Consider the following 13,838-nt stretch of genomic DNA (forward strand, 5'->3'; position numbering starts at 1 on the left):
ACTTTGCTGGGAGCCCCGATTACAAATGCTATATAGGATAAAAAGCCGAATGCCGCAGCATTCAGCTCTCCAGCCTACACATATAAACAAACACGTTCTACAATCCGCTGATAATGTACAAGTTATAACCTACGCCGTAGGCGCGCTGGCAGGCACGGTAGTAAGGATGGGCATACCGCTCTGCCGCTTCTGCGCCATCCTCCGCGTTCCGGTCCGCCCACATTTGCACGGTGCCGTCCGGGCGGAACGACAGCAATTGCTCGCCTGGCAAGTCTAAGAAGCGCGAAGCCATAGCGACCGTACCGCCAACATTGCCAAGCATGCGTCCATGCCGGTCAAACAGGCTGCCGTCCCCTCCGGGCATGCCCCTCACCAGCTCGTGATAACCGTCCCCGTTAATATCGACGGGGATCGTCCGGTATGCGCTGAAAGGGACAGCGTAAGTCCGGCCGGATCCGGCTTCATACGTGAACTCATCCATGTTCTGATGGAAGCGCCCGTCCGGACCGCACGTTTTGGCTCCGATGCGAATGGCCATCGTTGCATGCGACCGGTCGTCGAGTATTCGTGCCGCCCAGCCGATATCGATGTGGCCTTCATCCACATCGCCCCACAAGCGGCGGCCCTGATCGTCGAACATGACGACACGAGGGGTCGCCTGCGGGTCGGACTCGCGCACCGTGAAGATCGACCAGCGCCCGGTCGCCCGATCGAGAATCGGCTGGACGACATCGGAGTGGCCCCGATACACATCCCGGTCTGCACAAAACAGCTCCTTGCCCGTATCCAGCTCAATGCACCGTTCCCCCCACAGCAGCTCATCTACGCCGTCGCCGTTAATATCCAGGATCGGCGTAATATGGCTGCCGCGCGCGCCGGGATCGTCCTTCCCGATATCGATGCGCCAGCGCTCCGTCATATCCGGGCTCCACGCCTGCAAGTGCATGCTCCAATAAGTTCCTTGGGCGGTAATCAGCACAGGCTCACCGTGCGCGTAGCCTCCAAGGATAAAATTGCGGAACGTGCAGCTGAGAGGCTCCTCCTTGCCGCCGTCGTTGTTCCACGGCCATTGTCCCGTCGTTTGCCCCGTTATGGCGTCGATTCTCTCCAGCCGGTACTGCCCTACGCAGAACGGATGCGTTTCATTCAGGTTGTTCACGAACCACAGCTCATCAATCCCGTCCCCGTCCAGGTCGAACGGATATACCGGACAAAACCAGATGCCCGGCACGACAGCGCGGCCGAGGTCTCTTTTCCACAGCACTTCGCCTTGATCGGTGAAAAGCATCATCTTCAACGTATCGGAAGGATAGTAAAACATATTGACCGAAGGGTCCACATCGAAATCCGCCCCGTAAGTGGCCAAAAAAGCCCGATTCCCGCTCCCAAGCTGAACCGGGAAGCAGCGGAGCTGCCCCAGCTTCTGGCCAAGCGACAGCTCCAGGACGGTTTCCAATCTGATCTGTTTATCTGATCCGGTTATAGCCATAGCCTGCTGTACCTCCCATTATCGATTTTCGCTGCAAACACGATTACGCTCACACTTACTTCACTATGGACTTCCCTTCCTTGTTATACCAATCCGTCCAAAATTGAATCGCCTTATCCCCGCCCGCCGATCTCCAGCGGCTAACGTAGTCGTCCCATGTTTTATCGACGTCGGCGTTGCCCAATATCGCTTTGGTCGTGTATTCGTCGACGATTTTGGTCAAATTGAAGCCCGAGAGCTCAGGATAATAGGGCAGCGCCGATCTTAGCAGGTCCGGCTTGCCGATTTTGTTGGCAAGAGTCAGGTTGTCGACGGCTTCCTTCGGATAGACGACGCCGATATATTTCTTAATGTCCTCGTTCAGCTGGCCGGTCCGGACGAGCGAGAACGACCAGTGAATCGGGGCCAGCTGCTGGGCGGCTTCGATAGTGCCGTTCGTTTCCTTGTAATTGACATTCGGAATGCCCAGGAACGAAAATTTCATGCCTTCCGGCGAGACGGCCCAATCCATAAACTTCATCAGCCGGTCGATGTTTTTGGTATTTTTCGGTATGGCGATATAGTGCCGGTTCAAGCTGGCGTAAGAGAATACGGAGGGAGAGCCGTCCTTATGAGGCGGCAGCTCGACGGCGATGTATTTGTCCATGACCTCCTTCGGCAGCTCGAGCCCGGACGGGTAATGCCAGAAGCCGGAAATGACGCCGTATTTGAGCGACTTGAATTTTTGCTGGAAAATCGGTCCGGTCACCGTCGGAAACTCCGGATCCAATATTTTCTCGGAGACGAGCTTATTCATAAATTTCAGAAACTCTTTGTGCTCCGGAGTGATTTCCGGAGGCGTCACTTTGCCGTCGCGAATGCTGTAAGCTTCCGCATTGAACGCCGCTTTGAAAACGCGCGCCCCTTGATCGACGTTGTTGCCCGTCAATAATCCGAACGTATCCTGCTTCCCGTTGCCGTCAGGGTCCTGCTGTGCAAACGCCTTCATTACCTGGTAAAACTCGTCGATCGTCTTAGGCTCCTTCAGGTTCAGCTTCGTCAGCCATTCCTTGTTAATATAAACGACCTGGCTTAAGCCGTCCGGCCGGCTGTACGGGAACGCCCACACTTTGCCGTTTTCCGTTACGGGCAGCCAAGAGCTTTCCGGCATCACTTTTTTTATATTCGGATAGTTGGCCGTATCATTAATATAAGGCGACAAGTCGGCAAGCAGACCGTCCTTCGCATATTTCATAATCAAATCGCGGTCGGATACGGCGAACGCATCCGGATAGTTGCCCGAGGCCATCAAAACATTGATCTTGTCGATATACCCCGCCGATCCCGGCGAATTGAGCTGAATTTCTACACCCGTCTTTTCTTTTAGAAAACGGATGTATTCATTGTCCGTAAGCGACATCCCTTTCGGGTCGACGTTATAATCGAACAGTACTTTAAAGGTTACTGACCCCTCCTCCTTCTTCCCGTCCGTACCGTTCAGCGTCTCCGGCGGCGAAGTTCCGTTTCCTCCACTGCAGCCGGCCGCCATAGCCAAAGCCAATGCGACAATGGCCAGAGCTGCCGTTTTCCCCTTTTTGAACCAACTCATCCGTACAACCTCCTTAAGTTCGATTCGCTTTCCATTCCATTGTTAAGCGCTAAGGAAGGCACTGGCAATGAACATTATCCGCGATCGTGTAAAAAAACCGGGGCCATGCCATGTTCATTTTTTTGTACATCGTCACTTTTGCTGCAATTTGCTGCGGTATTCGGATGGGGTGAAGAAGTGGATTTTTTTGAAATTGCGGATAAACGAATGGACCGTATCATAGCCGCATTCTTCGGATATTTGTTTGATGGGCTTATGCTTGTTCTCAAGCAGCAGCAGCGCTTTCTTGATCCGAAGATGGTTCAAGTAATCTACGAAGCCGTAGCCGAGCTCATTTTTGATTAAGGAACTGATGTAGGAAGGGTTAATGCCGAGGCTGTCGGATACGACGGTTAGCGAGATCGCCTTGTCGAAATTGTCTTCGATATACTCTTTGATCATTTGGAACGTTTTGTTCTGGCCGGTTTTTCGAACGTGAACATGGTCGGATACCGTCTTGGCGATGTAGACGATGTATGTTTTTTTATCCTCAATGAATTCGTAGCTGTACAGCTTCATAAACATGTTCTCCTGCACCATGCCGGATATGTCTTGCCGCAATTCAAGCGCGAGCTTGACGATGCCGAACAGCAGATTCGACAGCGCCGCATTCAGCAGCTCCAAGGAAAACCTGCCTTCCGTCGTCATCGTCTTGATCATGCTGTCCAGATTGGCCTCGAATTGCACCATGTCGCCTTCTTTCATGCAGGCTATCAATTCATTGATGTCAAAAGTGGGGAACAGCCCGTCTTGCTGCTGCTTATGCGGAATGCTCTTCGAATGGATGACCGCATCTCTGCCGTAAATCACCTTGTATTCTATCGCCTGCAGCGCTTGAAAGTAGCCGTCGTGGACGGTTGCGATGGAAGGAACGACCTGGCTGACCCCGGCACAAACGGTCAAATTGCACGTATCGCGTATTTCCTTTTGCAAATAACGGACGGTTCCTTCCACGCTGGATATAAAGGAGTCTTCCTCCACATGCTCCGGCAAAGAAATAAGTATCGCCATTTTATCCGGCTCCGCTTTGACAGGATACGCCGCATATCTGGTCTTAAACATCCATTGAAAGGCGTTGTAGATCGTTTTATCCATAAAAAACCGTTCGTCCTTCTCCATATTGAGCAAATAACGGTAGTAGTCATCGATTTGAATTACCACCACCATATATTTGGAGGATGCGAGCTTCAGGTTCATTTCCCGCATGGGTCCGGCCATATCCTGTTCCTTAAGCTTCCCCGTCAGCAGGTTGAGAACGAAATGGGTTCGCAAATCTTCGAGATTCCGATGGTAGCGGTTCTCATATTGAACGATTTTCTGAAAATACGACTTGCGCATAAATACATACAGACCGATGCCGCTCGCCAAAATGACGGACATCAAAAGCAAAATCATTTGCTGGCGATGCCTGTATTCCGGCGTCAGTTCGATGCGCGGGACATAAGAAATCGTCTTCCACTCGCCCGGAGACTGATCGGAAACCATCGCCAGCACGTTATCGACAGGGTGAGGAGCTTCGGCGTCCATCCCTTCCTGCATGATTTGGTTCAGCTTCTGCGAATCCATCGGCACCGGCAGCCCGCTGCGGTACGTAATGACCTGACCGTCTCTGCTCACGAGCAGCATATGATGGCTTTCCGGAAAATCGGCGAACAGCTTCTGTTCGTCCACGTTGATCGCCACCCAGCCGAGACCTCTCAGATTTCCGACGAATGTAATAATCGTCTTGGCGTTGCCGTAGCTTGCCTTCTCCAGTCTTGCCTGCACCCACCGTCCGCTGCCTTCGGGCTTGCCGTCGAACAAGGCTTTGTCCGGAAACTGCTCCAGGCGGGTAAATTCATAATTGGTAGACAGCACCGTGTCGTTGGACTTGTTATACAAATAGATGGATACGATGAGCGGGTTGCTGTTAATTGTCTTGAGAAACTGCTGTTGAATCTCCCTCAGCATATACATGTTGTGGACACCCGATTCCGACTGCTGCAGCCATTCGAACAAGGGGTCGTCCAGCGACATCTGCATATAGACGGAATGAATCTGGTCCTGGAGCACGAACAAGACGGAGGAAAGCTTCTCGTGCGTTTGCCGGAACGAATTGGTGAACTGCTTCCCTTCATCATAGTGTGCCTTGGTCAAATAGACGAATCCGGTTAAAGCGCCTGCCATGATCAAAATTAAACAAAGCAACAAGAGCCTGCGTAACGTTTCGGGCTGCCATCTCCACATTCCCTCTCACCATCCCAATTTTGATCAAGCCTTACCCCTTAATTTCGAAAGCGCTATCATTCACCCTGACCAAATTATATCACCCTGCAAGAGCTAACCAATGTGCATTTTTGCGATTTTGTAAAATACACATCCTCCTTCCAAAGATTTGTACATCATCAAAAGCAATCGTCATTTCGTCTGCCCTGCCGCCCCCCTATAATAAGGGCAAAACAAACGAGGGGTGATGACCGAAATGAAAGCATCCGCTCATCAAGGGGAGCTGACGATGCCGAAATCCGCTTACCGGACCGGCTCCTTCCTGATGCAAATCCGCAAAAACAAATATTTGTACCTCCTGCTGTTTCCCGGTGTCTTATGGTATTTCGTGTATAAATATTTGCCCATGTACGGCGTTATTATCGCGTTCAAGGAGTACAACTTTTCCAAAGGTATTTGGGGCAGCCCATGGGTGGGGCTGAAGCATTTTCAGTTTTTGTTCCGCAACGACGATTTCCTCAACATTGTGAAAAATACGCTGCTCATCAACATTTACGAGCTGCTGTTCGCCTTTCCGGTCCCGATTGTTCTCGCCCTGCTGCTCAACGAGATGAAATCGATGCTGTTTAAAAGGACGATTCAGACCGTCGTTTATTTCCCCCACTTCTTGTCCTGGGTCGTCTTCGGGGGCATCATTATCCAGCTGCTGTCGCCCAATGAAGGGCTGGTCAACAACCTGCTGCGCTTTTTCGGGGTAGAGCCAATCTTCTTTCTGTCCAAGTCCGAATATTTCCGCCCGATCGTCATCGTGTCTTCCATTCTGAAGGAGGCCGGATGGGGAGCCATCATTTATTTGGCTGCGCTCAGCAGCATCGATGTCGATCAATACGAAGCGGCAACCATCGACGGGGCGAACCGTTGGGATAAGCTGATACACATTACGCTGCCGGGCATCCGGAATACGATCGTCCTCATGCTCATTTTGAAGGTCGGCTACTTGCTGGATGTCGGCTTCGAGCAAATTTATATTTTGTATAATCCTTCGGTTTACGATGTCGGCGATGTGCTCAGCACGTACATTTACCGGATCGGTCTGCAAGGCGCGCAGTTCAGCGTCACTTCGGCGATCGGCTTGTTCCAGTCCGCCATCGGCTTCCTGCTCATATGGGGCACGAACCGGATAGCCAAAAAATTCAGCGAGGTGTCGTTATGGTAAAAAGGGTGGGGACATTGGCTATGCTCAAGCAACCGAATATATGGATCGGCGGGATTCTTCTGCTGTTCGCGATCGTTACGTTTTTCCCGTTCTACTATGTCATTCTCGCCTCGGTCAGCGACGCCAATCTGATTAAAGAAGGCGAATTGCTGCTCACGCCCAAAGGCTTCAACCTGAGAGCTTACGCGATGATCTATGAAAATGAAAAATTCATCCATGCGTTCCTCGTCACTGTATCGCGTACACTGCTAGGGCTGTGTATCAGTCTAACGCTGCAGCTGACCGTCGCCTATGCCTTGTCTCGTGCTTATTTGCCCGGCAGGAAATTGTTCATGCTGTATATCATTGTCACCATGATGTTCAACGGCGGCATCGTGCCTACATTCCTGATCGTGAAGGCCACCGGGCTCATCGATACGATATGGGCGCTCGTCATTCCTTCCGCTATCAGCACGTGGAACGTCATTTTGCTGCGCAGCTTTTTCGAAGCTGTACCGGATAGTCTGGAGGAATCGGCCAAAATGGACGGGGCCAACGATATCGGTATTTTTCTAAGAATTTATTTGCCTTTATCGCTGCCTGCGATCATGACGATCGGACTGTTCATAGCGGTCAGCCATTGGAATGCATTCATGGATGCCGTCATCTATACGAATTCCGATAAGCTGCAGGTGCTGCAACTATTTTTGCGCGATATGGTCATTCATTTGGAGATGGCGACGCTCATGGGGGAAGTATCAAACTCAACCGAGGTATCTTCGCTGTCGCTGCGGGCCGCCTCCATCTTCCTCGCTTCGCTGCCCATTATTGCGGTGTATCCTTTCATCCAGCGCTTCTTTATAAAAGGAGTGATGATCGGTGCGGTCAAAGGCTGATCATTCGTGAGATGGCGGTTGACAATGGCCGCGTACCCGGATGGAATGTCGTTGCCGGATGACTGCAAGCATGAACAGAGTATCGTCATAGCCTGAGTCCTTGGATGTGGCGCCCTTGTCGGATGGTTACAAGCGAGAACAGAATGACGTCCAAAACCGAGTCCATGGATGTAACGCCCTTGTCGGATGGTTACAAGCGAGAACAGAATGACGTCCAAAACCGAGTCCATGGATGTAACGCCCTTGTCGGATGGTTACAAGCGAGAACAGAATGACGTCCAAAACCGAGTCCATGGATGTAACGCCTTCGTCGGATGGTTACAAGCGAGAACAGAATGACGTCCAAAACCGAGTCCCATGGATGTAACGCCTTCGTCGGATGGTTACAAGTGAGAACAGAATGACGTCCAAAACCGAGTCCTTGGATGTGGCGCCCTTGTCGGATGGTTACAAGCGAGAACAGAATGACGTCCAAAACCGAGTCCTTGGATGTAACGCCCTCGTCGTTTGCTTGCTCCTCGTCGGGGCGCGTTTATCATAGAAGATTCTTACAGCCCGAGTATGTATTCGGATCTGAACTAAAGCCCACTATTTATTCAAGGAGGTTTACCCGCATGACATCGACCGTTCAATTGAAGCAAGTATTGGAGCTCTCTCTAGGTTCGCCCGTAGGGATGCTTAGAGCATTTCCTGTCCATCTGGATGGGGAAAAAGCTATTTGCGCCGTGTACAGCGCCGATTTCGACATCGATCCGTATACGGAAATGTTTTTCTTCCCTACGGATACGTTGAAGCTCGCTTTGTTCACCACCGACGGGCAAATTCGCTGGAGGCGCGACTTGGGGCCGGGCGTGATCCCGGGCATCTGGTTCGTGCCGTTTTATCCGTTTGATCTGGATCAGGACGGTACGGATGACATCTGGTTCGTTCACAATCTGAACGAGAAGCATCCGTTAAGCGTACGGGAAAGCGTGCTGGAGCGGATCGACGGTAAGACCGGACAAACGATCGATCAATACCCCTGGGTGTATGAGGAGCAGCAGCAGCCGATCTCGCAGCTGTTCCGCAACTTCATTGCGGGCGGTTACGTAAATGGCCGGCCGGTGCTTGTCACAGCGCAGGGGACGTACGGCAGCATGTACCTGCAAGGCTGGAATGCGGACATGACCTTGCGGTGGAAGGCGGAGATTCCGAGGGATGTTCCCGGCGCTCGAGGCAGCCATATGTGTCCTGTCATCGACGTGAACGGCGACGGTGTGGATGAGATCTTCTGGGGCGAGCGCTGCATCGAGCTCGATCGTGGCACGGAGCTGTTCTGCGCGGACCGGGACCATTATCGCGGTCATTCGGACGTGATTCAGCCGATCGTCCACCCGGGATCGGGCGAGATAAGCATCTGGACGGTGCGCGAAAGCGACGGCCAGGTTCAGCCCCGCGTCGCGATGTTCGACGCAGAAGGGAACCGTGCATGGGGCGATGTGGACACGGGCCACATGGATATGGGGTGGTCGGCGCGTCTGCATGACGATCAGAGCCATATCGTGATGGCGATCCGTATCGGCCAAAAAACATGCGGGCCGGACGGGCGCTATCATCAGGATATGGATGAGTTCACTTACGACGCGTTGACCGGCCATCCGGTGCCTCTGCCCTACAGCGTCTACCGGACCGTCCCCGTCGATATGAACGGGGACGGCTACCACGAGCTGGTCAGAGGCATTCCCGGCGGAGACGGCGAAGTCTTCGACCGGCTCGGTCATTCGTTCGGCCATGTCGGCGGCACAGTCGCGATGGCCTCGAAGTTTATGAATTTGCCGGGCGAGCAAATTCTATGCTTTTATCCGGACGGCACGATCCGGATATGGGCGGATGAGCATGCGGCCGACAGCGACGCGGCGAAAGCGCGCTATGTTCATCCGTTCTACGCCGCCAGCCAGAGGTTGACCGGTGTAGGGTACAACCTGTGCCTGATGGCGGGGCTGTAGAGATGAGGAAAAGCCGGGGGAGTTGTCCCCGGCTTTTTCTATGCGATGGCGCGAGCCAGCTAGCCTGCGAGACCGGCGAGTCTGCGAGACCTGCGAGACTGCGGGCCCGGCGAGTCTACGAGACTGCGAGATTACGAGTCTGCGAGGCTGCGAGCCCGGCGAGTCTGCGGACCCAGCGAGTCTGGGCGGCTCTGAAGCCTAGCGGACCGTGGATCCGCTATTTGTTCTAAAATGGCATCAAAATGGATTGATGCGGACACAGGATCCGTTATTGCCCTATAAATCAACCAATTTCCTTGAAATTGGGTGCAATAGCGGATTCCCTGTCCGATCCGTGCCAAAATCGGGGTGTTTTTTGCAAAATAGCGGATCCTGTGTCCGATCGAGTAGGTGGGTGGAACGTTTCATGCTATCTCAGTTACTCCTACTGCTTCGAGTTACTCCTACGACTTAAGTTACTCCTGTTGCTCAAAGTCACTCATGCTGGCTCATGTTGCTGCTACTGAACCAAGTTACTCCTGTTGGCTCATATTCCTTTTGCTGCTCATCTTACTCCGCTGATTCATGTTTCTCCTGCTACTTTAAATCACTTGTGCTGCCTAAAGTCTCTCCTGCCACACAAGTTGCTCCTGCTAGATTTACCTGGGCCTGCAGCATGTCGCGCAGAACACATCCTGCTTCTCTTATTCATCCACACGTACAAACCGCTTGCCTCCCCGCTTCTATAAGAGCAAGCGCTCGCTGCACCTCCCGATCGGTCGGCTCCGGCACGCCGTCCAGCGGATAAGCTCGCTTCAGCTCCTGCCACTTATAGACGCCCATCCGATGATAGGGCAGCAGTTCAAACTTCTTCACATTGCCCAGGCTGCCTATAAAAGCACCCAGCGCCTCAAGATCCTCGCGTCCGTCTGTGATACCCGGCACAAGAACATGCCGGATCCATACCGGCTTGCCGATATCCGACAGCCACTTGGCGAAGTGCAATATTCGCCCATTTGGCTGGCTCGTCAAAGCCTCATGCTTGATGCAATCGATCTGCTTCAGATCGAGAAGCACCAGATCCGTGACGTCCATGAGCTCCCGTACATGCTCCGTCTCACAAAAGCCGGAGGAATCCAGCGCGGTATGGAGGCCCCATCTGCGCTTGATCTCCTTGAACAAGGCCGCGAGGAACGGAGCCTGCAGCGTCGGCTCCCCTCCCGTAACCGTGATGCCGCCGCCCGAGCGGCGGTAATATTCCAAATACGGCTCCATCTCGCCGATAATGTCCTGAACTTCAACCACCCGGCCTTTGGAGGGATCCCAAGTGTCCGGATTATGGCAGTACATGCATTGCAGCGCGCATCCTTGCATGAAAAGCACGAAGCGTATACCCGGGCCGTCCACGGTCCCGAAAGTTTCAATGGAGTGAATTCTACCTTTCATACCGGTACGCTCCTTCTCTATTGTCCGTTGCACACAGCTGCTCCTGCAGGTTAATAAGGTTTTGGTACTTCACAGCCAGTATCTATCACTACCATTCCGTTGCACACCCCGTTGTTACCATTTCGACGCTCAGCCAGCATTGCCACTGCACCGTTACCATTACCACTGTTCAGCCGCATTACCGTTTCTAGACAGTCAACATTGCCGCGTTACAACTGCCCGTCTACGACCATCACTGCCGTGCCGCAGGAACCTTGCTTTTGCCTTAACCTCGACGGCTTCCCACCAAACTGTTCCATGAAACGTACAGCTGATGGCATCATCTGCTGCTTGCAGGAAGCTTCACGAAGAGCAAGTAACATTCCGCTTCACAACCAGCATTGCCATCCTACCGTCACCGTCACCATCACCACTGCAGCCGCATTAGCGCTGCTGCATAATGCATAATCAACATGACCTCGCTCCAGTTACCATAGAATGTCCATGCCCATGTCTGCGGCAGATTCCCTGCCGTTCTCAGGACCTGCTTCAGCCTTCACGTCAAACCGTTCCATGGAACGTACGGCTGATGACGTCCAGCTGCTGCTCTCGGGTCAGCTTCACGAAGTTAACCGCATAGCCAGAGACACGGATGGTCAGCTGAGGGTAGTTCTCCGGATGCTCCATCGCATCGAGCAAATGCTCGCGGTCGAACACGTTGACGTTCAAATGATGCCCTCCCGTGGCGGCGTAGCCGTCCAGCAGGGATACCAGATTGTGAACCCGTGCCTGCTGCTCTTTGCCGAGCGCCTTCGGAATGATCGAAAAGGTGTTCGAAACGCCGTCCAGGCAGCTCTCGTAAGGAATTTTGGCTACCGAAGCCAAGGAAGCGAGCGCCCCTTTGCGGTCACGGCCGTGCATCGGGTTGGCCCCAGGTGCGAACGGTTCGCCTGCTTTGCGGCCGTCCGGCGTGCTGCCCGTCTTTTTGCCGTAAACGACGTTGGAGGTAATGGTCAGCACAGACATCGTAGTCAAAGCATCGCGATAAGGCTTGTGCTTGCGCAGCTTGTTCAGGAACCGTTCCGTCAGCTCCACGGCGATCCGGTCGACCCGCTCATCGTTGTTGCCGTACTGCGGATATTCGCCTTCGATCTCGAAATCCACGGCTATTCCCTGCTCGTTGCGGACAGCCTTGACTTCAGCATATTTCAAGGCGCTCAAGCTGTCGGCAACTACGGACAGTCCCGCAATACCGCACGCCATCGTACGCAAAATATCCTTATCGTGCAGCGCCATCTCAAGCCGCTCGTAGCAATATTTATCATGCATATAATGAATTACGTTCAATGTATTCATATACAGCTTGGCCAGCCAGTCCAGCATCAAATCGTACTTCGGCATCACCTCGTCGTAAGTAAGCCGTTCCCCGGTCAGCGGGGCAATGGCAGGACCGACCTGAATGCCGAGCTTCTCGTCCACGCCTCCGTTAATGGCATAGAGGAGAGCTTTGGCAAGGTTGGCGCGAGCGCCGAAAAACTGCATCTGCTTGCCGATCCGCATTGCAGATACGCAGCAGGCGATCCCATAATCATCGCCGAATTGCGGCCTCATAAGATCGTCGTTCTCGTATTGAATCGAGCTTGTTTCGATAGAGACCTTGGCGCAATACGCTTTAAAAGCTTCCGGAAGCTGTGTGGACCACAGCACTGTCAAATTCGGCTCCGGAGCCGGCCCCAGATTGTACAGCGTATGCAATATGCGGAACGAGCTCCTAGTAACGCGAGGGATTCCGTTCAATCCCATCCCTCCGACGGATTCCGTCACCCAGGTCGGGTCGCCGCTGAACAGCTCGTTGTAGTCGGGCGTACGGAGAAACTTGACGATGCGCAGCTTCATTACAAAATGGTCCATCAGCTCCTGAGCCTGCTCCTCCGTCAGATGTCCCTCGGCCAAATCCCGCTCGATGTAAATATCGAGGAAGGTGGATACCCGGCCCAAGCTCATCGCGGCCCCGTTCTGCTCTTTGATGGCTCCCAAGTAGGCAAAATAGAGCCATTGGATCGCTTCCTTGGCCGTCGCCGCAGGCCTGGAAATATCATAGCCGTAGGAAGCGGCCATCCGCTCCAGCTCCCGCAGGGCGGCTATTTGCTCGGACAGCTCCTCGCGGGCGCGGATCACCTCTTCGGTCATCGCGTCGACTTCAAGCTGGAGCAAATCGTTCTTTTTCGCTTCGATCAGACGATGAATGCCGTACAGCGGAACCCGGCGGTAATCACCGATGATTCTCCCCCGACCGTAAGCATCCGGGAGCCCGGTAATGATCCCGGCTTTGCGCGCGGTGCGCATCTCAGTCGTGTAAGCGTCGAAGACGCCCTGGTTGTGTGTTTTTCGAATTTCGGTAAACAGCCTTACCATTTCATCTGGCAGCTGGAATCCATAGGCCTCGCACGCATCCGCGACCATCCGGATCCCGCCGAACGGTTGAACCGAGCGCTTCAACGGCGCATCCGTCTGCAGGCCGACGATCTGCTCCTTCTCTTTATCGATATAACCGGGCGCGTGGGAAGTGATGGTGGACACCGTGTTCACATCGACATCAAGCACGCCGCCATTGCGGGTTTCCTGCTTCATAAGCTCGCGGATTTGCTGCCATAATGCGTTGGTCGCTTCCGTCGGACCCGCAAGGAACGATTCGTTCCCGCTGTATGAAGTCAAATTCCGGTTGATAAAATCATTGACATCAATATGCTTCTGCCATTTGCCGCCTTGAAACCCTCTATATACGTCCTCTCGCTGCATGCTGCTGCCCAAATCCGATTCTTTTACTGCCATTTCGCATGACCTCCTCGCCAAAATAAATCGTCGTAGAACCTGAATCCGGCCTTAGCCGGCTTGCACCAAGTACAATGAATACCTATAAAATAAATCCTCATCGCCGCACCATGAATCGTTACCGCATCGTATGATTTCCAACGCTCACGAATCCGAACGCGGGTAGCGGCGATGAGAGGCGCAGCTCGAAGCGTGCACTTAGCTG

The 13,838-nt window shown here is 53.3% G+C and carries 8 protein-coding genes; 3 read left to right on the top strand and 5 right to left on the bottom strand.

Going from position 1 to position 13,838, the window contains the following annotated elements:
* Positions 1-97: 97 nt before the first annotated feature.
* The 3 genes from DVH26_RS31650 to DVH26_RS31660 form a co-directional block, all read right to left on the bottom strand.
* Entirely contained in the window at positions 98-1,489 is a 1,392-nt protein-coding gene (locus DVH26_RS31650; RefSeq protein WP_239629281.1) for a rhamnogalacturonan lyase family protein, read from the bottom strand.
* A 55-nt stretch (positions 1,490-1,544) separates the two neighbouring features.
* Positions 1,545-3,077, bottom strand: a complete 1,533-nt coding sequence (locus DVH26_RS31655; RefSeq protein ID WP_239629284.1) for an extracellular solute-binding protein — start codon at positions 3,075-3,077, stop codon at positions 1,545-1,547.
* A gap of 132 nt (positions 3,078-3,209) precedes the next feature.
* On the bottom strand, positions 3,210-5,342 hold the full coding sequence (locus tag DVH26_RS31660; protein WP_239629286.1) for a helix-turn-helix domain-containing protein: 2,133 nt from the start codon (positions 5,340-5,342) through the stop codon (positions 3,210-3,212).
* Between the two features lie 235 nt (positions 5,343-5,577).
* Between DVH26_RS31660 and DVH26_RS31665 the strand changes: the two genes are divergently transcribed.
* The 3 genes from DVH26_RS31665 to DVH26_RS31675 all read left to right on the top strand — a co-directional run bounded on the left by DVH26_RS31665 (position 5,578) and on the right by DVH26_RS31675 (position 9,397).
* On the top strand, positions 5,578-6,537 hold the full coding sequence (locus DVH26_RS31665) for an ABC transporter permease (protein WP_239629288.1): 960 nt from the start codon (positions 5,578-5,580) through the stop codon (positions 6,535-6,537).
* A 20-nt stretch (positions 6,538-6,557) separates the two neighbouring features.
* Entirely contained in the window at positions 6,558-7,412 is an 855-nt protein-coding gene (locus DVH26_RS31670) for a carbohydrate ABC transporter permease (RefSeq protein ID WP_239629290.1), read from the top strand.
* Positions 7,413-8,026: 614 nt separating this feature from the next.
* Complete coding sequence (locus DVH26_RS31675) at positions 8,027-9,397, top strand: rhamnogalacturonan lyase family protein (protein WP_239629292.1); 1,371 nt, start codon at positions 8,027-8,029, stop codon at positions 9,395-9,397.
* A gap of 687 nt (positions 9,398-10,084) precedes the next feature.
* Here DVH26_RS31675 and pflA read toward each other — a convergent pair.
* Both pflA and pflB read right to left on the bottom strand, forming a co-directional pair.
* A complete protein-coding gene (gene pflA / locus DVH26_RS31680; RefSeq protein ID WP_239629294.1) occupies positions 10,085-10,822 on the bottom strand; it encodes a pyruvate formate-lyase-activating protein in 738 nt (245 codons plus the stop codon).
* Positions 10,823-11,362: 540 nt separating this feature from the next.
* A complete protein-coding gene (gene pflB, locus DVH26_RS31685) occupies positions 11,363-13,633 on the bottom strand; it encodes a formate C-acetyltransferase (protein ID WP_239629296.1) in 2,271 nt (756 codons plus the stop codon).
* Positions 13,634-13,838 lie beyond the last annotated feature (205 nt).

This window comes from Paenibacillus sp. H1-7, assembly GCF_022354825.1.
Classification (GTDB): Bacteria; Bacillota; Bacilli; order Paenibacillales; family NBRC-103111; genus Paenibacillus_S.